Genomic DNA, 21,373 nt, shown 5'->3' on the forward strand with positions numbered 1-21,373 from the left:
GGCAAAGGGATGGAGCGGCGCCGGCATCATGCCGCCCTGATTGCAGCAGGAATATTTTCCGATAGAGCTGCCTTGGTGCGTTGATCAAAAGCAATATTTCCAATCATTTAGCGACTTAACTTTCCTTATTTCTTCTTATTTCTTCTTATTTCTTCTTATTTCTTCTTATTTTTCCTTATTGCGGCTTATCCCGCCTTATGGTGCCGTATTCTGGCTCATGCCGCAGTATGAAGCCTTTGATTTACAAGAACAATGATAGTACATTTTGGCTGGTCCGTAAACCCTGCTCTCGCCCCTCCCGCCCCCAAGCGAACTCCGCTAGCCTGCGGGGAATTCAGCGCAAGGGAGGCAAAAAGCGCAGATGACCAGCACCAATGCGACCAGCAGCAAAGACAAAGTGGCGCTCATCACCGGCGCAGCCCGTGGCCTTGGCCTTGCGGCTGCGCGCAAGTTTCTCGCCGAGGGCTGGCGCGTGGCCATGCTGGATATCCTGGGTGACACCCTGCGCCAGGCGGAAGCCGCGCTGAACCAGCCCGAGGCCACGTTGAGCCTGGAAGCGGATATCGCCGATCCGGCGGCGATCATTTCGGCGGTAGCGAAAGCGCATAAGCATTTCGGCCGCATCGACGCCTTGGTGAACAATGCCGGCATCGCCGTGTTCAAGCCGATCCTGGAGGTGACGCTGGAGGACTGGAGCCGCGTCATGGCGGTGAACCTCACCGGCCCCTTCCTGATGACTCAAGCTGTCGCGCCGATCATGCGCGACCAGGGCGGCGGCGCGGTGGTGAACATCACCTCGATCTCCGGCCTGCGCGCCTCAACGCTGCGCGTCGCCTATGGCACCTCCAAGGCCGGCCTCGCGCATCTCACCAAGCAGCAGGCGGCCGAATTCGGCGCGCTGAACATCCGCGTCAATGCCGTGGCACCGGGGCCGGTGAATACCGCCATGGCGAAAGCCGTGCACACGCCGGAAATCCGCGCCGACTATCACGACCATATCCCGCTCAACCGCTATGGCCTGGAAGAAGAACTTGCCAACGCCATCTATTTCCTGTGCAGCGACCAGGCCGGCTATATCACCGGCCAGGTGCTCTGCGTCGATGGCGGCTTCGACTCCACGGGCATCGGCCTGCCGACGCTCCGGGGCGAGCGACGGAATAGCTGAAGCGCGACTACCCCACGATGCCGATCTGCCAGGGTACGAATTCGTGGTCGCCGACGCCGAGCAGCTCGCTCTTGCTCTTCTCGCCTGATGCTGTGCGCAGAATCTGTTCGAAAATCTCCTGCCCCATTTCCTGCATCGACTTGGTGCCATCGAGAATCTGGCCGCAATTGATGTCCATGTCCTCTTCCAGGCGGCGATACATCGGCGAATTGGTGGCGAGTTTCAGCGAGGGCACCGGCTTGGCGCCGAAGGCCGAACCGCGCCCGGTGGTGAAGGCGATGATATTGGCGCCGCCAGCGATCTGGCCCGTGGCCGAGCATGGGTCGTAGCCGGGCGTGTCCATGATCACCAGGCCCTTGGCCGTCACCGGCTCGGCATATTTGTACACTTCCATCAGCGGCCCGGTGCCACCCTTCATGGAGGAACCGAGCGACTTCTCGAAGATATTGGCGAGACCGCCGGCCTGGTTGCCGGGGCTGACCTTGCCGTTGATCTGCACATCGCGGCCGACGGCATAGTCTTCCTTCCACCAGCGGATACGCTCCACCAGTTTCTCGCCGACTTCGCGCGTCACGGCGCGGCGGGTCAGCGTATGCTCGACGCCGTAAAGCTCCGGGGTTTCGGAGAGGATCGCGGTGCCGCCATGGCGCACCAGGATATCCATTGCCGCCCCCAGCGCCGGATTGGCGGTAATGGAAGAAAAGCCGTCCGAACCGCCGCATTGCAGGCCGACGGTGATATGGCTGGCCGAAACCGTGCTGCGCGTCACGTCATTGGCCTTGGGCAGAATCTTCTTCACGGCCTCGATGCCGGCCTCGATGGTCTTGCGCGTGCCGCCGGTCTCCTGCATCACGAAGGTGACGAGGTTGTCGCTACGCTCCAGCCCCTGCTCCGCCATCATGCCGTCGAGCTGGTTGCGCTCGCAGCCCAGGCCGATCACCACCACGGCGGCCAGGTTGGCATGGCGGATATAGCCACCCAGCGTGCGGCGCAGCAACGCCATCGCCTCGCCGGTCATCTCCATGCCGCAGCCGAGCGCATGGGCGAAGGCGACCACGCCATCGACATTGGGGAAATCCGCCAGGCGTTCCTCGGTGAAATGCCGCGCCACCGCATGCACCACGGTGGCGGAGCAGTTCACGGTGGAGACGATGCCGATGAAGTTGCGCGTGCCGACGCGGCCATCCGGGCGCACGATGCCCTGGAAGGTGGCGCGCTCGGCCTCGGGTAGCAGCTCGACCGGCTTGTAGAATTGCGCATGCTGGTAGTCGCGGTCGAATTCGCGGAATTCAGTGTTGTGGTTATGCAGCATCGAACCGGCGCGGATATCATCCGCCGCGAAGCCGACCGTGACATTGTATTTCAGGATCGGCTCGCCCTTCTTCAGGTCGCGGGCGGCAATCTTGTAGCCGGCCGGCGCCTTGTCGCGGATCAGGAAGCGCGGATGCTGGTTGTCGCCATCCACCGGCATGCCCGGCACCACATCGATGCGGGCGACGACGGTGTTGTCGTCCGGGTGCAGGCGGATCACGGGGCCAATCAGGCGCTTGGCGTGCAGGTCAATCATCGACATGGGGCATTCTCGGGGCTGATTTATGTTACCGGTAACATGACAGAGCCAAGCCTACCCCGGAAAACCCGGCTTGGCTATACTGTTCCGGTGACGCGCGCCAAGAAATCCCCTGCTGCACCTGCGAAAGAACCGGCGAAAAAGCCGGCGAAAGTGCCTACTTTGGCGGACATCGCCTCAACCGTGGGCGTCACCAAGATCACCGTTTCGCGCGCCTTCAACACGCCCGGCCAGCTTTCGCCCGACACGCTGGCGAAAATCCGCGCCACCGCGAAGAAACTCGGCTACACGCCGAACCTGCTGGCCGGCTCGCTCTCATCGGCGCGCAGCAGACTGATCGTCGCCCTGGTGCCCAGCATCAGCGGCGCCATGTTCACCAGCACCATGCAGCAGGTGGCGGCACATCTGCAGGATCAGGGCTATCAGCTCCTGATCGGCCAGGCCGGCTATGACGAAGCCAGCGAGGAAGCCCTGCTCGGCGCCGTGATCGGGCGCCGGCCAGATGGCATCATCCTCACCGGCATCGTGCATTCCGAAGCCTCGCGGCGGCAGTTGCGCGCCGCGCGCATCCCGGTGGTGGAAACCTGGGACCTGACGCCGAAACCGATCGACATGCTGGTCGGATTTTCGCATCCGGCCATCGGCAAGGCGGCGGCCGAGCATCTCTATGAGCGCGGCTGCCGCCGCGCCGCCGTGATTTCGCCGGACGACCGCCGCGCCAGGCTGCGTGCCGCGGCCTTCGTGGCACGCTTCCGCCAGCTTTGCGGCTGGCGTGCGCCGGTGCTGGAGGCGCAAGCGCCGACACCGATGGGCGATGGCCGCAGCTGCCTGGCGGAATTGCTGCACCGGCACGCCGATATCGACGGTGTATTCTGCGGCTCGGACAATCTGGCGCTCGGCGCGGCGATCGAGGCCAAGGCGCGCGGCATCGCCGTGCCGCAGACACTCAAACTGATCGGCTATGGCGACCAGAGCTATGGCAAGGATGCCGACCCACCGCTGACCAGCCTGCGCATCGAGGGTGGCGAGATCGGCCGCCTGGCCGCCGCCATGCTGGTAGCGCGTGCCACCGGCCAGCCGGTCGCGCAACGTATCGTCGATGTCGGTTTCACCCTGGTGCAACGCGGCAGCAGCTAGAGCGCGGCTTAAGCGTCCAGCTTCTTGGCCTGGCCCTCGGCCATTTCCAACAGGCGCGGCGCCCGCATCGCCACGTCGCTGAGAATGGTTTCCGCCACCGTGAGGCGCTTGCGGGCGTCCGGATCGAGTAGATGGCTCATCTGCGCGCGGTCGATATGCGCCACCGTCTCCTTCATTTCCCACAACGTGGCGAGGAACACCTTCTGCGCCCCCATCGGCAGCGTGGAAGCGCTTTCCAGCGCCGGAAAGACACGCAGGATCACATCGATCTTCATGCGCAGCAGGTTGGTGATCAGCTTGGTGTGATAGTCGCGCAGCTTCTCCAGCGCTGCCTTCTCGGCATGCGCCATGCGATCCTCGATCAGTACGATCACGCCTTCGATTTCGGTCAGCGATTCGCGGTATTCGTAATACGGCTCGAAGGCCAGCTTGGAGATGCGCTCTATGGCGCTGTCCGCCTTCTTGGCGGCACGGCGCGTCTGCTTCTCCAGTGCCTGCAGCAGCGACTGGATCTCGGCAAGGGTATAGGTCTTATGGGCGATACCGACCATGGCAGCGCCCATATTAACCATGACTACCAGCCAATCCCATAGTCACCAACCGATCAACGTGACAACACCGACAATCGCGAAGGCCGCTGCCGCCAGCTTGCGCACCAGGTCAAGCGGCAGCCGCCGCATCAGCCTCTCGCCCATGAAAACCACCGGCGCATTGACCGCGAACAGGCCGAGCGTGGAGGCCGCCGTCACCGTCCAGACATCGCTGTAGCGGGCTGCCAGCGCCGTGGTGGCAACTTGAGTCTTGTCGCCGATCTCAGCCAGGAAGAATGCCACCAGGGTGCCCATGAAGGCGCCGAAGCGCCTCATTTTCAGCGGTGCGTCATCATCTTCCAGCGTATCGGGCTTGAGCGTCCAAAGCGCCATGGCGATGAAGGAGGCGCCCAGCGCCCAGCGCAGGTATTTCGGCTCCACCAGATCGTCGAGCCACACCCCGGCCCAGGCGGCAAGGGCATGGTTGGCCACGGTGGCGACCAGGATGCCGGCCATGATCGGCCAGGGGCGGCGGAATTTCGCGGCAAGCAGGAGAGAGAGAAGCTGGGTCTTGTCGCCGATCTCGGCGATGGCAACGAGGCCGAACACAGTGAAAAAAGCTTCGAGCATTGGGGCGGCACCATGGGATCAGGCATCGACAAGGCCAATGGCTTACCCACCGCGCCCGATCCCCGGTTGCGATGGATGAAGCCAAAGGTCTCGCCAAGCCTAAGGGTGAACACCCTAAGGGCCGGAAGCGCCAAGGGTGCCGGCTGCTGGTCCGGCCATCCCTAGTCTGTTGACGCTTCCCCCGCTCGCGGTCCGAATCCGGGCCGGGCGGGAGGCTACTCCCCAATGGAACGCTGCCTCTATAGCCTGCGGCGGCCAATCGCGCCAGAGCCTCTCTGACGGATAAACACAGCATATAACCAACTGGCTGCATATAAGGGTAATTTACACCAACACATTGGCAAGTTTAGACAAATTCCGTCATGTTGTTGCAGACCGGGCTTTTCCAGATTGGCCAAGGGTGCTATTCTACGTTTCACATACTGAAACCGGCAGCCTGAACAGCCTGAGCCATGCAGACCCCTCCGAACTACCTCAAAGCCTGGCGCCTCTATTCCAAGCTGACCCTGACCGAGGCGGCAGAACGGGCTGATTGCACCCCTTCGGCATTGAGCAAACTGGAAAATAGCCGCCTGCGTGTGACCGACAAATGGCTGCATCGCTTGGCAGCAGTCTATGGCCGCAGCCCGGCCGCCCTGCTGAGCGCCCCCGGCCTTGGTGCCGATACCGACCTTGTGCCGGGCAATATCGATCCCGAGGATGCCGCCGGCGTGGCGAAGGCTTGGGCCAGGTTGTCGCCCAGCCACCGCACCCATCTGCTCGGGATCATCGAGGCGGTTGCTACCGGCGACCGCGAGGAACAAGCCTTCCTGGATGCCGATATTCATGCCCGCGATATCGGCTCGGCCCTCGGCCTCCAACTCAAGGCGGTGCAGCGTCTGCATCTGATTGAGCGGGCGCTGAAGCAGCGTGCCGAACGCGAAGCCACTGCCGGCCGCACCGGCGTTGTGGTCGAGCAGGGTTTGCCGGAAAACTACTGAACATTCGTCCTATACCTGCAAATAAAGATACCAACACAAGTTAAAAGTCGGTATTATTGCCCCTGGGACATGTCGTTTCGGGGTCGATTACAGGGCTATGCTCACTTCGAGTAAGCGCCATACGATTCACCACGAGGACAACTCAGTGGTGCAGATCGACTATACGGATATCAATGAGGCTGCCGTCAGTGACGGCAAGGCCTCGCTGGCGTTGGACATCTACCAACGCTTTGGCCACCGCCACAGCGAAGCCGCCGCCTTCCTGAAACGCGCCCGCTGGATATTTGCTCCGGACCCGGCGCATCTCGTCGATGTTTCCGCCGATCACTACGACGACTTCGTGATGATCGACCAGGAATCCCATCCCTTCGTCATGGACGGCGAGAATTATGTCGGCCGCCCGGTCGGGTTGATCGAATCAAGCCCGGCCAAGAAAGTGGCGGTCCATACCTATTGCCAGGTGAAGGAAACCAGGCGCGCCTCCTTCTATACCGTGACGATGCCGGAACGCGTCTATCAGCGCCTGATGTTTCCGTTCTTCACCGGCGACAAGGTGACGCTGATCGTCACACTGGTACATCCGCTGCTCAGCCGCCGCCGTCTCAGCGAAGTGCTGCACTGATACCACTGCCCTGAAATTCCTTTGCCGTAAAAAGCAAAAGCCGCGCCGCAGGGCTGCTGCGACGCGGCTTTTGTATTCGTGCGCGGCTTTCCGGCTTGCGCGCGGCTTACGCCGCGACACGGCTTTCCAGCTTGCGCGCGGCTTACGCCGCGACGCTGGCCTGCTTCGCTACGCTCGGCACATGCGGACCGGCGGCGATCTGCTTCAGCATGCCGGCACGCGAGATATAGGTGGTATAGAGCCGCGAATTCTGCCCCACGGTCTGCAGGAAACCTTCCATCGAGGCGTCCAGACGCTCGTAGCCGTAGCCCTCGGGGCGCAGCGGCAGGCCATTATTCTTCAGGCCCTCGAACACCACGCCGCAATGATGGTCGACATTGAAATATTGCAGGGAGCGGGCGCGCACCAGGCGGGTGAGGTAGAAGTTGAGATGCCGGCCGCGATGCTCGGGATGCACCCAGAGGCCGCCATGGTGACCGATCCGTCCCGTATAGTCGCGGTTGCTGGGATGCACCACACGCGGGTAAGCCAGCGGCGGCATATATTGCGACCAGAGCCGGCCGGAGCGCAGGAAGGAGATCCAGCCGCCGGGCAGATCGAACAACCGATAAGCGATACAGGCCACCGGGGTATCGCCTTGCATGACCCGGAGCCAGTAATTGTCGTCGCCGGGCGGCAACTCGTGGTGGCGTGGATTGAACGTGGCGTTGATGCCGATGGTTTTGGGCTGGTGCTGGAGGAAACTGACCCAGTCGCGCAAGTCTGGCTCGATATAGATGCTGTATTGCATCTCCTCCAGCTGGCCGAGAATCCCTTCAATATACGATTGTGACGTATAGGGGGTCTTGCGCATGGCGTCGTGGTCCTTTCGCTTGAGTCCTTGGTGGCTGATTTCCGCTGGAGTGGTTGCATCCGGATACTGATTTTCTAATGCTGTTATGGTTAACAGCGGGTTTAAGGGGCGGTATTTGGCGACCGCAGAGGTTGTGAACCAGGAAAGTGCAGAAATTTTCCATAAACGACATTTTTTCTTGCAAATTTTTCCAAAGCGGACAATTCTTGCGGACATACTGTTGGGAATGTGTCGGTGGAACGCTGATACACGCCACATCAGGCGCAACATGCTGACACAACACTTTGGAGGGTATCCGTGTCCAAGCCACCGAAAACGAGTCCGAATCCCCATGACATCCTGGTCGGCGCGCGCCTGCGCGAGGCCCGCACCCTTGCCGGCATGAGCCAGACCGTGCTCGGCCAGGCGGTCGGCATCACCTTCCAGCAGATTCAGAAATACGAAAAAGGCTTGAACCGTATCGGCGCCAGCCGCCTGATGCAGTTCTCCAATATCCTGAACGTCACCCCGTCATTCTTCTTCGAAGACATCAAGGGCAACTCGCCGCTCGGCCCGGTCGATTCCTCCGACCAGAACGAGACCCGCTTCGATTACGGCGATGCCTCGCGCCGCCAGGCCCTGGAATTGGTGCGCTATTTCGGCCGCATTCCGAGCGCCGATCTGCGCGCCACCATCTTCGAGCTGGTGAAGACCGCGGCGAAGAACCTGCAGCCCGGCACCGGCACCGCGCCGACCGCCGAAGCCTGATCGACTCAAGCAGCGGGCGCCGGTCTAACCGGTGCCCGCGCGCGTTGGCGGCGCATGAGCAGGGCGTCGCTTTCGCACTTGGCATGATTGCCAGCGGCGCATAGCATCCTATGCATGTGCCAACCTGCCATTTCTCCCCCATAGCGCTAGATGGTCGCGCGTATCCAGACCGTCGCCTTCCAGGGCATCGATGTGCTGCCGGTGGATGTCCAGGTGCAGGTCAGCGCCGGCCTGCCGGCCTTCACCGTCGTTGGCCTCGCCGACAAGGCGGTGGCGGAAAGCCGCGAGCGGGTGCGCTCAGCCCTTGGCGCCATCGGCCTCGGCCTGCCGCCGAAACGCATCACGGTGAACCTCGCTCCCGCCGACCTGCCCAAGGAAGGCAGCCATTTCGACCTGCCGATCGCGCTCGCCCTGCTCGCCGCCATGGGCGTGCTGCCGGTCGACCTGTTGGATGAGCATGTGGCGCTTGGCGAACTGGCGCTGGATGGCGCCATCGGCGCGGTGGCCGGCGTGCTGCCCGCTGCCATCGCCGCCAATGCGCTCGGCAAAAGCCTGATCTGCCCTGGTGCGCAAGGCGGCGAGGCCGCCTGGGCCGGCGGCGCCGCCGCTGTGGTCGCGGCGCCGAGCCTGCTGGCCCTGGTCAATCACTTCAAGGGCAGCCAGGTGCTGCCGACGCCCCAGGCGGAAGCCGCCGAAGAAGCCCTGACGCACCTCGATCTGCGCGACATCAAGGGCCAGGAAAGTGCCAAGCGCGCCCTGGAAGTGGCGGCAGCCGGCGGCCACAACCTGCTGCTGATCGGCCCACCGGGTGCGGGCAAGTCGATGCTGGCGCAGCGCCTCCCTGGCCTGCTGCCGCCGCTCGATACGGCTGAAATCCTGGAGGTGAGCATGATCGCCTCGCTGGCCGGGCAGATCGAGAATGGCCGCCTCACCCGCCGCCGCCCGTTCCGCAACCCGCATCACTCCGCCTCGATGGCGGCGCTGATCGGCGGCGGCCATCGCGCCAAGCCCGGCGAAGTGAGCCTGGCGCATCTCGGCGTGCTGTTCCTGGACGAACTGCCGGAATTCGGCCGCAGCGTGCTCGATAGTCTGCGCCAGCCGCTGGAATCAGGTCGCGCCGTGGTGGCGCGCGCCAATGCGCATGTCTCCTATCCGGCGCGTTTCCAACTCGTGGCGGCGATGAATCCCTGCCGCTGCGGCTATCTCGCCGATCCGGCGCAGGCCTGCTCGAAGGCACCGCGCTGCGGCCAGGATTACCAGACCCGCATCTCAGGGCCGCTGTTCGACCGCATCGACCTGCATCTCGACGTGCCGGCGGTGGAAGCCGCCGACCTGGCCCTGCCTGCCCCCCGCGAAGGCTCTGCACAAGTTGCGGCACGGGTGCAGGCGGCGCGCGAGATCCAGCGCCAACGCTATGCCGATGCGACGCATGGCGACATGCCGGTGCGCTGCAACGCCGATGCCGATGGCGAATTGCTCGAACGTGTCGCCACACCCGATACTGCCGGCCGCACGCTGCTGACCGAAGCAGCAAGCGCCCTGCGCCTCACTGCGCGCGGCTATCACCGCGTGCTGCGTGTCGCCCGCACGCTCGCCGATCTCGAAGGCAGCGACGGCGTGCGCCGCCTGCATGTGGCGGAAGCACTCAGCTATCGCCGCATCGCTTTGGCGCGGTAGCTAGAATGTCAGTATCAAGCTCAGCACCAAGGCCGCCGCCAGCACGCCATTGATCAGCCGCGCCATCCGGGCATCGCGCAGATGCCGCGCCAGCAGCGCGCCGAACAGGCCCCAGGCAAGATGGATCAGCACCACCATCAGGCTGAGCAGCAGGCATTTCAGCGCCGCATCGGCGAGCGGCGCAGCGGGCAGCAGCATCTGGCCGGAATAGACCGCGCCGATGGCGAGGTAGGCTTTCGGATTGGCCAATGCCAGCAGATAGCCGGCAAGCCAGCCGGGTGCGCGGTCAGTACTATGCGCCATCTGCAAGGGCGGCCCGGTCGCGATGCGCCAGGCGAGATAGAGGCAATAGGCGAGGCCTGCGAGGCGCAGCGGCAAAGCCGCCTGCGGCCAGGCCAGCAGCAGCCCGGAAACGCCGGTCGTAACCAGCAGCAACACGGAGACCGTGCCCAGCACCAGTCCGGCACCATAGTTCAGCGATGCGCGCAGCCCGAGGCTGGCCGTCACTGCCGTAAGGCTGACTGTGGATGGCCCCGGACTGCCCATCACGATCAATGCCGCCAGAAGCAAGGATGCCGCCGCGCCGACCATGCAAAACCTCCGCGATTACCTGGCAGAGATATGGCGCAGCATCATGCCGCTATCTTGTAAGCATGTGACCTGTCAGCCGCTGAAGCCGCCGCCGGCGAGGAAGGCCGCTTCCTCAGGCGTCGTTGCACGGCCTAGAATTGCGTTGCGGTGGGGAAAACGGCCGAAGCGGCGAATGATGTCGCGATGGCCAAGGGCGTGACTGTAAGGCTCCGGCCCGAGCGAGTGCTGCAAGGCCACGGCATGATCCTGGTCGGCAAGCGACTCGGAATGGGAAAACGGCAAATAGACGAAAAGCCGCAACGCTGGCTCGATGCGCAGGTCGAAACCTGCATCGATGACGCGTGCCGCCGCCGCCCGCGCCGCCGCATCGGTGGCATACATGCGGGCCGAGCCACGGAAACAGTTGCGCGGAAATTGATCGAGCAGCAGCAGCAGCGCCAGCGCGCTTTCCGGCGTATCCAGCCAGGCATCGAGTTCGCCGCGCGCTGCGCGCTCATGCAGGCTCAGGAAACGGGCACGGAAATCCTCGTCGAACGCTGCATCCTTGGCGAACCAGCGCTCCGGCCCGGCCTGGCGCCAGAAAGCGATGACGTTTTCCGCCTCGGCAGCCTGGGCTTCAAGCTGCAAGGGAACGATCCATCGGCAAAGGTTCGGCATGCACGCCGACAATGATGCGGTCGACGCTGCGGTCATCCTGACTTAAGGGCAGCAGCAGTTTCAGCATCTGCGGATAGAGCAGGCTGTTATGGGAATTGTCGTGCAGGAAACGCACCGGCTGGCGCGTCGCGACGCAGCAGCGGTAATGCGGTTCGGTGCTGGTACGGCCCCGGGTGAGATCGTCGAGATAGCGGTTGGTGACGCCGCCGCCGCGATAATCATCGATATGCATGCCGGACAGCGCGACACGGAAGCGCATAGCTGCGTCATCGCCTGCCGGCTGGCGCTCTACTGCGATCACCGCGATATGGCCGAGCCAGGGGCGCAATTCCAGCGGCCCGAAGCCGGAGCGATCCGGCAGCAGACGGCCGCGCCGCTTCAGGCACCAATACGCCTCCAACGCCTGCAAATGCTCTGGCAATTGCATCGACCTGTGCATCTTCCGGCCTCCCAGCCTGTTATGCAGCCGATATAGCCGCTGGCGCACCCGGCCGCTGTATCGACGGTCACAGCGCTTCATCGAAAGACGAAGCCGAACCCGAAGGCTCCAGTTGTATTTCCTCGCGCGATTTGCCACAGTGGCAGTGTTCCACATAGTGGAACACTTTAGGGGCGGCACGATGGCGATGAATACACCAAAAACCCCGAATAGGTCGAAAACCAGGGCTAATCCTGAAGCCCAGGCCGATCTCGGACGCCGGATCCGGCTATTCCGCGAATTCCGCGAACTGAGCCAGGAACAACTGGCGCGGGCCTGCCGCTGCCGCGCCGCCACCCTGGCCGAATATGAATCCGGCCGCCGGCCGGTAGCGCCGCGCCTGCTCGGGCGCATCGCCGAGGTGCTGGGCTTCGAACAAGCTTCCTTCACCAGCCGCGCCCAGGAACGTGCCGGCGATTTCGAACTCGAACGCCTCACCTTCCTGTTCGGCCAGATCGAATCCGAACGCGAACGCGGCAAACTGCTGCGCGCCGTGGCGCAACTGGCCGACGAGCATGGCGCCAAGCCACATTAGAGATTGGGCCGCATTAGAGGTTAGGCCGCACTAAACTGGGCCGCATTAAGCGGGAATCACCTCTCGGTTCATTGCCAAGCAGCGCGAGCATTGTTACGGTTTTATGACAAACCATAACATCCCGGGAGGGAATCCATGCGTCTCGCTCGCCGCCATCTGCTGGCCGCCGCCACATTCGCCCTGACCGCCGCGGCGGGCCTGCCGGGCCTCGCTCTGGCGCAAGCCCTGGAAGACAAGGTGGTGGTGATCACCTCCTTCCCGAAGGATCTCACCGGCCCCTATGCCGCCGCCTTCGAGAAGAAATATCCCGGCACCAAGGTGGAAGTGCAGAACCGCAACACCACCGCTGCCGTCGCCTATATCCGCGAGACCCAGAGCAATCCGCCGGACCTGTTCTGGGTGTCGGCGCCGGACGCTTTCGAGGTGCTGAAGAAGAACAAGCTGCTGAGCCCCTACAAGCTCAAGGCCAGCGGCATCCCGGAAAAGGTCGGTGCCTTCCCGATCAACGACCCCGAGGGGCATTTCTTCGGCTTCGCCGCGTCCGGCTACGGCATCATGTACAACACCCGCTATATGCAGGGAAACAAGCTGCCGCTGCCGAAGGAATGGGATGACCTGAAGAAGCCGATCTATGCCGGCCATGTCGGCATTTCGGCGCCCTCGCGCTCCGGCACCACGCATCTCACCGTCGAGACCATCCTGCAGGGCGAAGGCTGGACCAAGGGCTGGGCCACGCTGCTGGAAATCGGCGGCAACCTCGTCACCGTTTCCGACCGCAGCTTCGGCGTGCCGGACTCGGTGAATAGCGGCCAGTATGGCCTCGGCATCGTGATCGACTTCTTCGGCCTCGCCGCCAAGGCCAGCGGCTTCCCGGTGGAATTCGTCTATCCTGAACTCACCACCATCGTGCCGGCCAGCATCGGCATCATCAACAACGCCAAGAACCGCAAGGCCGCCGAGGCCTTCGTGGAATTCCTGATGTCGCCCGAGGGCCAGGAAATCCTGCTGGAGCCGAAAATCCGCCGCCTGCCAGTGCGCCCCGACACCTATGCCAAGGCGCCGGCGGATTACCCGAACCCGTTCAAGAACACCAAGCTCGGCGCCAAGGTGGCGTTCGATTCCGATCTCTCGGAAGCGCGCTATGAGCTGGTGAACTCGCTCTACGACCGCCTGGTCACCTTCCGCCTCAAGGAACTGAACGAAGCCTGGAAGGCAATCCATGCCGCCGACGCGGCAGTGGCGAAGAAGAAGACGCCGCAAGCCGAGAAGCTGCTGGCGGATGCGCGCGCCAAAGCCACCGCGATTCCGCTCAGCGACAAGGAAGCCGCCGACCCGGCGATTGCCGGTGCCTTCCAGCCGACCTCGAAGGAGAAGCCGGCGCAGGCCCGCCAGGCGCAGTATGAAGAACAGTGGGATGCCTTCGCCAAGAAGAACTATGCCGAGGCCAAGGGGTTGGCCGAGCAGGCGGTGAAGGCGGCGAAGTAAGGTGCCGGCATTGTCGTTCGGGCGCGGGGGCGGCTTCGCCCTCGCGCTAGCCGCCCTGGTCGGGCTGTTCCTGCTGCTGTTCCTGGTGCTGCCGGTGCTGAGCGTGGTGCTCACCGCTTTCCGTGCTCAGGATGGCGGCTTCACCCTGGTGCATTTCGCCGACTTCTTCGGCACCTCGCTGTTCCGCGAAAGCTTCTTCAATTCCTTCTATGTCGCGGTGATGAGCGTGATCTGGGCGACGCTGATCGCCGTGCCGCTGGCCTATCTGCTGGCCCGCTTCCGCTTTCCCGGCGCCGGCCTGATCCAGGCGTTGGGCGTCATCCCCCTGGTGATGCCGCCCTTCGTCGGCGCCGTGGCGATGCAGCTGATCTTCGGCCGCAACGGCAGCGTCAACCTGCTGCTGAACGACTGGTTCGGCTTCCGCATCGGCTTCATGGAAGGGCTGAACGGCGTCGTCTTCGTCGAGGCGCTGCATTACTTCCCCTTCATCCTGCTCAACCTCACCGCAGCGCTGAACAACATCGATAGCGCCATGGAGGAAGCAGCGCAGAATCTCGGCTCGCACGGCTTCGGGCTGTTCCGCCGCATCGTCTTCCCGCTGGCTTTGCCGGGCTATATCGCCGGTGCCTCGCTGGTCTTCGTCAAGGTGTTCGACGATCTCGGCACGCCGCTGCTGCTCAGCGTCACCAACATGCTGGCGCCGCAGGCTTACCTGCGCATCACCTCGGTCGGCATGGGCGACCCGATGGGCTATGTCATCGCCGTGATCCTGGTCGGCTTCTCGCTCGCCGCCATGGCACTCTCGGCGCTAGCCTTGCGCGGCAAGGAATACTCCACGCAGCAGCGCGGCGGCGGCGGCCTCGGCCGGCGGCAATTGAGCCGGCCGCAGATGCTGCTGGCCTGGGGCTTCATCGTGGTGGCGCTGCTGGTGGCGCTCAGCCCGCATATCGGCATCCTGCTGCTCTCGCTCGGCACTATCTGGAGCTTCAGCGTGCTGCCCGATGCCTTCACCTTCCAGCATTACATCACCGCCTGGAATGAATCCGCGCATCAGATCGGCAACACCGTGCTCTATTGCGGCCTGGCGGCCCTGATCGACCTGGTGCTGGGCACGGCAATCGCCTGGCTGATCCTGCGCACCAAGCTACCGGCGCGGCAATTGCTGGATCAGATCGCCACCGCAGCCTTGGCCGTGCCCGGCCTGGTGCTCGGCATCGGCCTGCTCAGGCTCTATTTCGAAGTGAAGCTGCCCGATGGCTCGTCGCTCGCCACCTTCTGGGGCATGTTGGTGATCGCCTATGCCATCCGTCGCCTGCCCTATGCCTTGCGCGCCTGCGTCGCTGCCTTGCAGCAGTTGCATGTCAGCTTGGAGGAAGCCGCCGAGATGCTCGGCGCCGGCAAACTCACCACCTTGCGCCGCATTGTCGTACCGCTGATGACCGGCGGCCTCGCCGCCGCCTTCGTCACCAGCTTCGCCACCGCCGCCGTGGAATTGTCGGCGACGCTGATGCTGGTGACGCGCGATGTCTCGGCGCCAATTTCCTATGGCATCTACACCGCGATGCAGACCCCGGCGGGACGCGGCCCCGGTGCGGCTCTCGGCATCATAGCCGTGCTGCTGGTGGCTTTGGGCAGCTTCGTCTCGTATCGCATCGCCGAGCACGACCGGGCCAAACGTGGATTGAGGGGGACCGAATGACTGGTGGCGTTGATATTGCCGGCGTGCGCTTCAGCTATGGCGCCCAGACCATCCTCGATAACGTGAGCCTGGATATTGCGCGCGGCGAATTCTTCGCCTTCCTCGGGCCGTCCGGCTCGGGCAAGACGACTTTGCTGCGCCTTGTTGCCGGCTTCGGCCAGCCGGATCAAGGCAGCATCCGCGTCAATGGCCGCGACATCACCCGCCTGCCGCCCTGGCAGCGCAATGTCGGCATGGTGTTCCAGTCCTATGCCCTGTGGCCGCATATGACGGTGGCGGAGAATGTCGCCTTCGGCCTGGAGCAGCGCAAAGTGCCGCGTGCCGAGATCGCGACACGCGTGCAACAGGCGCTGGATCTGGTCGGCCTGAAAGCCTATGGCGCACGGCGCCCCAGCCAGCTTTCCGGCGGGCAGCAGCAGCGCGTGGCGCTGGCGCGCACCCTGGTGGTGCAGCCGGAAGTACTGCTGCTGGACGAGCCGCTCTCGAATCTCGACGCAAAGCTGCGCGAGGAAATGCGCGAGGAATTGCGCGACCTGCAGCGCCGCACCGGACTGACCACGATCTTCGTCACCCATGACCAGGAAGAAGCCAACGCCGTCTCCGACCGCATGGCTTTGCTGGATGGCGGCCGCATCCAGCAGATCGGCCGCCCTGTGGACCTCTATGACCGCCCGGCGAACCGCTTCGTCGCCGGCTTCCTCGGTTCCGCCAACCTGATCGAAGGCAATGTGCGCGACGGCCGCTTCGAGGCCGAGGCCATCATCTTGCCCATGACGGCACAGGATGGCCCGGCCTGCCTGGCCCTGCGGCCGCAGAGCCTGGGCCTTGGATCGGACCAGGCCGGTGCCCTCAATGGCCAGGTGACGAGCCGGCAATTCCTCGGCGGCATGGTGCGCTATGCCGTGCAGGTCGGGCCGCACCGGCTGCATATCGACCGCCTGCACCGCCCCGGCGAGGCGGTTTTCGATCCCGGCCGGATTGTATCGGTACAAGTGCCCGACGAGGCGGTTTTGCTGCTGCGGGACTAGGCTCGCCCTGCCTGCTCCGCTAATCTGCGGCCAAGCAGAGGAAACGAACCAGCATGTCCACATCATCCCTTCCCGCGCTCGCCCAGGGCGTCAACGATCTGCGCGCCTCCGAGATTCGCGAGTTGCTCAAATTGATCAACCGCCCGGAGATCATCTCGTTCGCCGGCGGCATTCCCGACCCGGCGATGTTCCCGCTGGAAACCATCTCGAAGGCCTATGCCGAGATCATGGGCGACCCGGCACGCGCCGCCGATGCCTTCCAGTATTCGATCAGCGAGGGCTACCTGCCCTTGCGCGAATGGATCGCCGGCTACCTGCAGGGCCATGGCATCGAAGCCGCGCCCGACCGCATTCTGATCACCAGCGGCGCGCAGCAGGCACTCGATTTCCTCGGTCGCGCCTTCATCAATGCCGGCGACGGCTTGGTGGTGACGGATCCGAGCTATCTCGGCGCCATCCAGGTGTTCGGCACCTACCAGCCGGATTTTATCGCCGTGCCGATGGACTCGGAAGGCGCCAAGCTGCCGGAACTGGAAGCCGCCTTCGCCCGGAAGCCGAAATTCTTCTATCTCACGCCGGATTTCTGCAATCCGGCCGGCATAACCACCTCGCTCAAGCGCCGCGAGGCGATCCTCGATCTCGCCTACAAATACAATGTCGCGATCCTGGAAGATTCGCCCTACGAGGAACTGCGCTATGACGGCCAGCGCATCCCGAGCTTCGCCGCGCTGGAAGCCAAGCGCGCCGATAACAAGAATCTGGTGATCTATGTCGGCAGCCTCTCAAAGGTGCTGACCCCGGCTTTGCGCATCGGTTGGATCGCGGCGGATGCCTCGCTGATCAACAAGCTGGTGCTGCTGAAGCAGGCATCCGACCTGCATTGCTCGACGGTGAACCAGATCATCGCCAACGAACTGGCGCGTTCCTCGCACACCACCCAAGTGGCGAAGCTGCGCCCGACCTACAAGGCGCGGCGCGATGCCATGCTGGCGGCGCTGAACCGCAGCTTCCCCAAGGAAGTGACCTGGAACGTGCCCGATGGCGGCATGTTCATCTGGCTGGAATTCCCGGAAAGCGTCGATGCCACCGCCCTGCTGGAGCGCGCCATCAAGGATACCAATGTCGCCTTCGTGCCCGGCTCGGCCTTCTATGCCACCGAGCCGAAGCGCAACACCGCGCGCCTGAGCTTCTCGCTCGGCCAGCCGGAGCGCATCGAGGAAGGCATCGAGCGCCTCGCCGCCCTGGTGCAGAACACGCTGCGGGCCAACAGCGCCGCGGCGGAATGAGCGAAGCACACGGCAGCGACGTAACGATCATCGGCGGCGGTCCGGTCGGGCTGTTCGCGGTGTTTCAGTGCGGCATGCTCGGGCTTTCCTGCACGCTGGTGGATGCGCTGCCGGAACTCGGCGGGCAATGCAGCGCGCTCTATCCGGAAAAGCCGATCTACGACATTCCGGGTTACCCGCGGATTGCCGCCGCCGACCTGATCCAGCAACTCGAAGCGCAGGCAGCGCCCTTCGCGCCACGCTATCTGCTCGGCCGCCGCATCGAGAACTGCCGCCGCGCGGGTGACGGCTTTCTGCTCGGCACCGACAAGAGCGATACGATCCAGACACGTGCGGTAATCATCGCTGCCGGTGCCGGCGCCTTCGGCCCGAACCGGCCACCGCTCGCTGGCATCGAGGCCTATGAAGGCAAGGCGGTGCATTACCTGGTGCGCAGGGCAGAGGATTTTCGCGGGGCCAGCGTGGCGATTGCAGGCGGCGGCGATTCCGCCGTCGACTGGGCTTTGGCGCTGCATGGTGTGGCGGCCCGCATCCATATGATCCACCGCCGGGCGCAATTCCGCGCCGCGCCGGAAAGCGTCGCCCGGTTGCAGGCGCTTCAAGGCAACGGAGTCGAATTCGTGGTGCCATATCAGTTGAGCGGCCTGGAAGGCGATGGCAGCAGGCTCAATGCCGTGCTGGTGCAATCGCTGGAGGGCGAGGCCCGCCGGCTGGAAGCGCAGCATCTGCTCGCCTTCTTCGGGCTGAAAAGCGATCTCGGGCCGCTGCAGCATTGGGGGCTCGATCTCGAACGGCACCAGCTCCGCGTCGATCCCGCCACCTGTGCCACATCAGAGCCCGGCATCCATGCCATCGGCGATGTGGCGAGCTACCCCGGCAAGCTGAAGCTGATCCTCACCGGCTTCGCAGAAGCGGCATCGGCCGCGCATGCGCTCTATCCCCGCCTCAAGGGCAAGGCGCTGCATTTCGAATACTCCACCACCAAGGGCGTGCCGGGGCAGTAGGCTTGTGAAGCCATACTGTCATTCCCGCGCACGCGGGAATCCCATTGATCAAATCAAATGGGATGCTCGCCTTCGCGAGCATGACACAGGGGGGGGGGCACCCACCTCATACTCGCCCCCCACTGTCGTCATGCGCGGACTTGATCCGCGCATCTCAGGCCGGATTGCCAAAGACCGCCGGATCAAGTCCGGCGGTGACGACGTGAAGAATAGTTCACACGATCCGGCTGGTCTTGTTGCCCCAGTAGCGGTCCTTGATCAGGCGCTTGTAGAGCTTGCCGGTTTCATGGCGGGGAAGCGCCGGGTCGAAATCGATGCTGCGCGGGCATTTGATCGCCGCCAGATGCTGGCGGCAATAGGCGATGAGATCGGCGGCCAGGGCTGGTGAAGCCGAGGCCGGATCGACAAGCTGCACCACCGCCTTCACCTCTTCGCCGAAATCCTCGTTCGGTACGCCGATCACCGCCACATCGGCGACCAGCGGATGATTGATCAGCACATTCTCGGCTTCCTGCGGATAGATATTCACGCCGCCGGAAATGATCATGAACGCCTTGCGGTCGGTAAGGTAGAGATAGCCCTCGGCATCGAGATAGCCGATATCGCCGAGCGTCGACCAGCCCTTGTCGTTGAAGGCACCTTCGGTCTTTTCCGGGTCGTTATGATAGGCGAAAGGCAGACCGCCCTCGAAATACACCACGCCGGCCTGGCCCAAAGGCTGCTCGGCGCCGGTTTCTTCATTCACGATATGTGGCTTGCCGATCACCGCGCGGCCGACCGAGCCGCGCCGCTCAAGCCATTCCGGTGAAGTAATGATCGTGGTGCCATTGCCCTCGGACGCGGCATAATACTCATAAAGGATCGGCCCCCACCAATCGATCATGCGCTGCTTGGTCTCGATGGAAATCGGTCCGGCGCCATGGATGGCGACGCGGTGCGTGCCGAGGCGGTATTTGGTCCGTACTGCGTCGGGCAGTTTCAACATCCGCACGAACATGGTCGGCACCCAGTTGGAATGGGTGACACCATGCTGCTCGATCAATGCCAAAGCCCGTTCGGCATCGAAATGCTGCATCACCACCAGGGTGCCGCCGACCCGGCTGACCACCATGGTGTAGCGCAAGGGTGCGGCGTGGTAGCCGGGCGCTGGCGAGAGATAGACCATCTCCTGGCCATATCCATAAATCTTCAGCGCATTCTCGAAGAACGGCGTCGAGACACCGACCGGGTCGCCGGCCAGCGGCCGTTTCACGCCCTTGGGCTTGCCGGTAGTGCCGGAGGAGTAGAGCATGTCGCGGCCCTGCACTTCGTCAGGGATAGGCTCCGTCGGCATCGCGGCCACCGCCGCATCCCAGGATTCGAAGCCACCGGCCACAGCGCCAACGATGAAAAAGCGCTCGACCTTGGGGCAGAGGCTGCGCAATTCCGCAGCCATGTCGGCGAAGGCCGGGGCGATTACCAGCAGCCGGGCGCCGCAATCGTTGACGATATAGGCGACTTCCGGCGCCGTGAGCCGGGTGGAAATGGCGGTGTAGTACAGGCCGGCGCGGTCGGCACCGAAGCAGACATCATAGAATTCGAGGCTGTTCTCAAGCAGCAAGGCCATATGGTCGCGGAAGCCGAGGCCGCATTGCCGGAAGAGCTGCGCGGCACGGTTCGACATCGCTTCAAGCTGGGCATATGTGCGCGCGGCGCCGGTTTCGGCTATGACAATGGCCGTCTTGCCAGGCAGTTTTGCCGCCCACTGGGTAATATACATCCCGTTGCTCTCCCTGAGCGGGAGAGTTTGGGCCTTGCCGCTTCTCTCCCTTGTCGGGAGAGTTTAGGCGTGGCCCTCGACGTGGATCAAGCCATCCTCGGGCAGGAAGCGGTTCTGGTATTTGGGGGCGATACGCGATACCGGCAGCAGGATGAATACGTCGGTGGTACCGAACTGCTCGTCGATCACCGCGCCATCGCCGATATAGGCACCAAGCCGCAGATACGCCTTGATCAGCGGCGGCAGGGCATGGATCGCAGCCTTCGCGCTGACCTGCTCGGGCGGCAGCAGGTTCATCGCCTCGTAGCGTGCCGGCAGGGCGCGCACGCGCCAGGCTTCCGGCGGCAGATGGTTATGGTGCAGGTAGCTCAGCGCCAGGGCATGGCGGCTGGGATCGGTGCCGGCCAGCGAGGCGCAGCCGAACATGAACTCGATGCCATGGTCGTCGATATAGGTGGAGATGCCGCGCCACAGCAACTGGATGATGGCGTTGGAGCGATAGTCGCGATGCACGCAGGAGCGGCCAAGCTCCAGCAGGCCGCCCTGCGGGCCGACCTGGTTCAGCATCGGCGAAATATCGTACTCGGACGCCGAGTAGAAACCGCCATGGCGCTCGGCGACCGAGCGACGCAGCAGCCGGTAGGTACCCACGGCCTGCTCGGCGCGGGGCAGCGAGCGGTCGAACACCATCAGGTGGTCGCAGAGATCATCGAACTTGTCGAAGTCGAGTTGCAGGCGCGCCATCTCGGGCGTCGGCTGCGCTGCCATCTCCTCGTAGAAAACCTGGTAGCGCAGGCGCTGTGCGGCCCGGATATCTTCCGCGCGGCGGGTGAGACGCACCTCGAAACGGCCATCCGCCGAGGCGCACTGCCAGCCATGCAGTGCCGGGTTGAGGGCGACTGCGGGGGCGAGGCCGAGAGGGACTTGCATGTTCATGCTC

Annotated in this window: 21 protein-coding genes; 12 read left to right on the top strand and 9 right to left on the bottom strand. The window is 63.8% G+C overall.

What is annotated here, in order from left to right:
• The first annotated feature begins 361 nt into the window (after positions 1-361).
• Positions 362-1,165, top strand: coding sequence for an SDR family NAD(P)-dependent oxidoreductase (locus V6B08_RS15930; protein WP_341982635.1), 804 nt, complete (start codon positions 362-364; stop codon positions 1,163-1,165).
• 7 nt (positions 1,166-1,172) lie between these two features.
• On the opposite strand, the gene V6B08_RS15935 is transcribed toward V6B08_RS15930, so the two are convergent.
• The gene (locus V6B08_RS15935; RefSeq protein ID WP_341982638.1) at positions 1,173-2,738 is read right to left on the bottom strand and encodes a UxaA family hydrolase; all 1,566 of its coding nucleotides are present in this window, start codon (positions 2,736-2,738) and stop codon (positions 1,173-1,175) included.
• A gap of 150 nt (positions 2,739-2,888) precedes the next feature.
• On the opposite strand from V6B08_RS15935, the gene V6B08_RS15940 reads away from it, so the two are divergent.
• Positions 2,889-3,872 (top strand): LacI family DNA-binding transcriptional regulator, encoded by a 984-nt coding sequence (locus V6B08_RS15940; protein ID WP_341982640.1) that lies wholly within the window; start codon positions 2,889-2,891, stop codon positions 3,870-3,872.
• Between the two features lie 8 nt (positions 3,873-3,880).
• Here V6B08_RS15940 and V6B08_RS15945 read toward each other — a convergent pair whose 3' ends face one another.
• On the bottom strand, positions 3,881-4,444 hold the full coding sequence (locus tag V6B08_RS15945) for a hypothetical protein (protein ID WP_341982642.1): 564 nt from the start codon (positions 4,442-4,444) through the stop codon (positions 3,881-3,883).
• Positions 4,445-4,465: 21 nt separating this feature from the next.
• The gene (locus V6B08_RS15950) at positions 4,466-5,032 is read right to left on the bottom strand and encodes a TMEM165/GDT1 family protein (protein ID WP_341982644.1); all 567 of its coding nucleotides are present in this window, start codon (positions 5,030-5,032) and stop codon (positions 4,466-4,468) included.
• A gap of 452 nt (positions 5,033-5,484) precedes the next feature.
• On the opposite strand from V6B08_RS15950, the gene V6B08_RS15955 reads away from it, so the two are divergent.
• Together V6B08_RS15955 and V6B08_RS15960 are read left to right on the top strand one after the other, a co-directional pair.
• The gene (locus V6B08_RS15955; protein WP_341982646.1) at positions 5,485-6,012 is read left to right on the top strand and encodes a helix-turn-helix domain-containing protein; all 528 of its coding nucleotides are present in this window, start codon (positions 5,485-5,487) and stop codon (positions 6,010-6,012) included.
• A 97-nt stretch (positions 6,013-6,109) separates the two neighbouring features.
• Complete coding sequence (locus V6B08_RS15960; RefSeq protein WP_341982648.1) at positions 6,110-6,634, top strand: hypothetical protein; 525 nt, start codon at positions 6,110-6,112, stop codon at positions 6,632-6,634.
• Between the two features lie 142 nt (positions 6,635-6,776).
• Here V6B08_RS15960 and V6B08_RS15965 read toward each other — a convergent pair whose 3' ends face one another.
• Positions 6,777-7,424 carry a hypothetical protein gene (locus V6B08_RS15965; protein WP_341982650.1) on the bottom strand — a complete coding sequence of 216 codons (648 nt, stop codon included), beginning with the start codon at positions 7,422-7,424 and terminating at the stop codon, positions 6,777-6,779.
• Between the two features lie 360 nt (positions 7,425-7,784).
• Here V6B08_RS15965 and V6B08_RS15970 point away from each other — a divergent pair, with 360 nt between their 5' ends.
• Positions 7,785-8,234, top strand: a complete 450-nt coding sequence (locus V6B08_RS15970; RefSeq protein ID WP_341982652.1) for a helix-turn-helix domain-containing protein — start codon at positions 7,785-7,787, stop codon at positions 8,232-8,234.
• A 150-nt stretch (positions 8,235-8,384) separates the two neighbouring features.
• Entirely contained in the window at positions 8,385-9,911 is a 1,527-nt protein-coding gene (locus V6B08_RS15975) for a YifB family Mg chelatase-like AAA ATPase (RefSeq protein WP_341982654.1), read from the top strand.
• Here the strand turns inward: V6B08_RS15975 and V6B08_RS15980 are convergent, their stop codons facing one another.
• From V6B08_RS15980 to V6B08_RS15990, 3 genes are all read right to left on the bottom strand, one after another.
• Positions 9,912-10,502 (bottom strand): LysE family translocator, encoded by a 591-nt coding sequence (locus V6B08_RS15980; RefSeq protein WP_341982656.1) that lies wholly within the window; start codon positions 10,500-10,502, stop codon positions 9,912-9,914.
• Between the two features lie 72 nt (positions 10,503-10,574).
• Positions 10,575-11,129: a DUF924 family protein gene (locus tag V6B08_RS15985; RefSeq protein WP_341982658.1), complete on the bottom strand. Its 555-nt coding sequence runs from the start codon at positions 11,127-11,129 to the stop codon at positions 10,575-10,577.
• On the bottom strand, positions 11,119-11,598 hold the full coding sequence (locus tag V6B08_RS15990; protein WP_341982660.1) for a PAS domain-containing protein: 480 nt from the start codon (positions 11,596-11,598) through the stop codon (positions 11,119-11,121). Before V6B08_RS15990 ends, V6B08_RS15985 begins: the two co-directional genes overlap by 11 nt.
• A 181-nt stretch (positions 11,599-11,779) precedes the next feature.
• On the opposite strand from V6B08_RS15990, the gene V6B08_RS15995 reads away from it, so the two are divergent.
• From V6B08_RS15995 to V6B08_RS16020, 6 genes are all read left to right on the top strand, one after another.
• A complete protein-coding gene (locus tag V6B08_RS15995) occupies positions 11,780-12,172 on the top strand; it encodes a helix-turn-helix domain-containing protein (RefSeq protein WP_341982661.1) in 393 nt (130 codons plus the stop codon).
• Positions 12,173-12,307: 135 nt separating this feature from the next.
• Complete coding sequence (locus V6B08_RS16000; protein ID WP_341982662.1) at positions 12,308-13,657, top strand: ABC transporter substrate-binding protein; 1,350 nt, start codon at positions 12,308-12,310, stop codon at positions 13,655-13,657.
• 10 nt (positions 13,658-13,667) lie between these two features.
• Positions 13,668-15,356 (top strand): ABC transporter permease, encoded by a 1,689-nt coding sequence (locus V6B08_RS16005; protein WP_341982664.1) that lies wholly within the window; start codon positions 13,668-13,670, stop codon positions 15,354-15,356.
• A complete protein-coding gene (locus V6B08_RS16010; protein WP_341982666.1) occupies positions 15,353-16,384 on the top strand; it encodes an ABC transporter ATP-binding protein in 1,032 nt (343 codons plus the stop codon). Before V6B08_RS16005 ends, V6B08_RS16010 begins: the two co-directional genes overlap by 4 nt.
• A gap of 53 nt (positions 16,385-16,437) precedes the next feature.
• Complete coding sequence (locus V6B08_RS16015) at positions 16,438-17,670, top strand: aminotransferase-like domain-containing protein (protein ID WP_341982668.1); 1,233 nt, start codon at positions 16,438-16,440, stop codon at positions 17,668-17,670.
• The gene (locus tag V6B08_RS16020; RefSeq protein ID WP_341982670.1) at positions 17,667-18,674 is read left to right on the top strand and encodes an NAD(P)/FAD-dependent oxidoreductase; all 1,008 of its coding nucleotides are present in this window, start codon (positions 17,667-17,669) and stop codon (positions 18,672-18,674) included. The genes V6B08_RS16015 and V6B08_RS16020 overlap by 4 nt, the downstream gene beginning before the upstream one ends.
• 214 nt (positions 18,675-18,888) lie before the next feature.
• Here the strand turns inward: V6B08_RS16020 and V6B08_RS16025 are convergent, their stop codons facing one another.
• Entirely contained in the window at positions 18,889-20,433 is a 1,545-nt protein-coding gene (locus V6B08_RS16025; protein ID WP_341982673.1) for an acyl-CoA synthetase, read from the bottom strand.
• 63 nt (positions 20,434-20,496) lie between these two features.
• A complete protein-coding gene (gene olsB, locus V6B08_RS16030; RefSeq protein ID WP_341982675.1) occupies positions 20,497-21,369 on the bottom strand; it encodes a l-ornithine N(alpha)-acyltransferase in 873 nt (290 codons plus the stop codon).
• Positions 21,370-21,373 lie beyond the last annotated feature (4 nt).

Origin of the sequence: Ferrovibrio sp. MS7 (assembly GCF_038404985.1) — a bacterium.
Taxonomy (GTDB): domain Bacteria; phylum Pseudomonadota; class Alphaproteobacteria; order Ferrovibrionales; family Ferrovibrionaceae; genus Ferrovibrio; species Ferrovibrio plantarum.

Bases quoted from the DNA above. Each gene is read 5' to 3' on its own strand.
- V6B08_RS16010 (WP_341982666.1), top strand. From the start codon at position 15,353: ATGACTGGTGGCGTTGATATTGCCGGCGTGCGCTTCAGCTATGGCGCC.
- V6B08_RS15955 (WP_341982646.1), top strand. From the start codon at position 5,485: ATGCAGACCCCTCCGAACTACCTCAAAGCCTGGCGCCTCTATTCCAAG.
- olsB (WP_341982675.1), bottom strand. From the start codon at position 21,369: ATGAACATGCAAGTCCCTCTCGGCCTCGCCCCCGCAGTCGCCCTCAAC.
- V6B08_RS15935 (WP_341982638.1), bottom strand. From the start codon at position 2,738: ATGTCGATGATTGACCTGCACGCCAAGCGCCTGATTGGCCCCGTGATC.
- V6B08_RS16015 (WP_341982668.1), top strand. From the start codon at position 16,438: ATGTCCACATCATCCCTTCCCGCGCTCGCCCAGGGCGTCAACGATCTG.
- V6B08_RS15960 (WP_341982648.1), top strand. From the start codon at position 6,110: ATGCTCACTTCGAGTAAGCGCCATACGATTCACCACGAGGACAACTCA.
- V6B08_RS16020 (WP_341982670.1), top strand. From the start codon at position 17,667: ATGAGCGAAGCACACGGCAGCGACGTAACGATCATCGGCGGCGGTCCG.
- V6B08_RS15930 (WP_341982635.1), top strand. From the start codon at position 362: ATGACCAGCACCAATGCGACCAGCAGCAAAGACAAAGTGGCGCTCATC.
- V6B08_RS15950 (WP_341982644.1), bottom strand. From the start codon at position 5,032: ATGCTCGAAGCTTTTTTCACTGTGTTCGGCCTCGTTGCCATCGCCGAG.
- V6B08_RS15990 (WP_341982660.1), bottom strand. From the start codon at position 11,598: ATGCACAGGTCGATGCAATTGCCAGAGCATTTGCAGGCGTTGGAGGCG.
- V6B08_RS15995 (WP_341982661.1), top strand. From the start codon at position 11,780: ATGGCGATGAATACACCAAAAACCCCGAATAGGTCGAAAACCAGGGCT.
- V6B08_RS15965 (WP_341982650.1), bottom strand. From the start codon at position 7,424: ATGCAATACAGCATCTATATCGAGCCAGACTTGCGCGACTGGGTCAGT.
- V6B08_RS16000 (WP_341982662.1), top strand. From the start codon at position 12,308: ATGCGTCTCGCTCGCCGCCATCTGCTGGCCGCCGCCACATTCGCCCTG.
- V6B08_RS16025 (WP_341982673.1), bottom strand. From the start codon at position 20,433: ATGTATATTACCCAGTGGGCGGCAAAACTGCCTGGCAAGACGGCCATT.
- V6B08_RS15980 (WP_341982656.1), bottom strand. From the start codon at position 10,502: ATGGTCGGCGCGGCGGCATCCTTGCTTCTGGCGGCATTGATCGTGATG.
- V6B08_RS15945 (WP_341982642.1), bottom strand. From the start codon at position 4,444: ATGGTTAATATGGGCGCTGCCATGGTCGGTATCGCCCATAAGACCTAT.
- V6B08_RS15975 (WP_341982654.1), top strand. From the start codon at position 8,385: ATGGTCGCGCGTATCCAGACCGTCGCCTTCCAGGGCATCGATGTGCTG.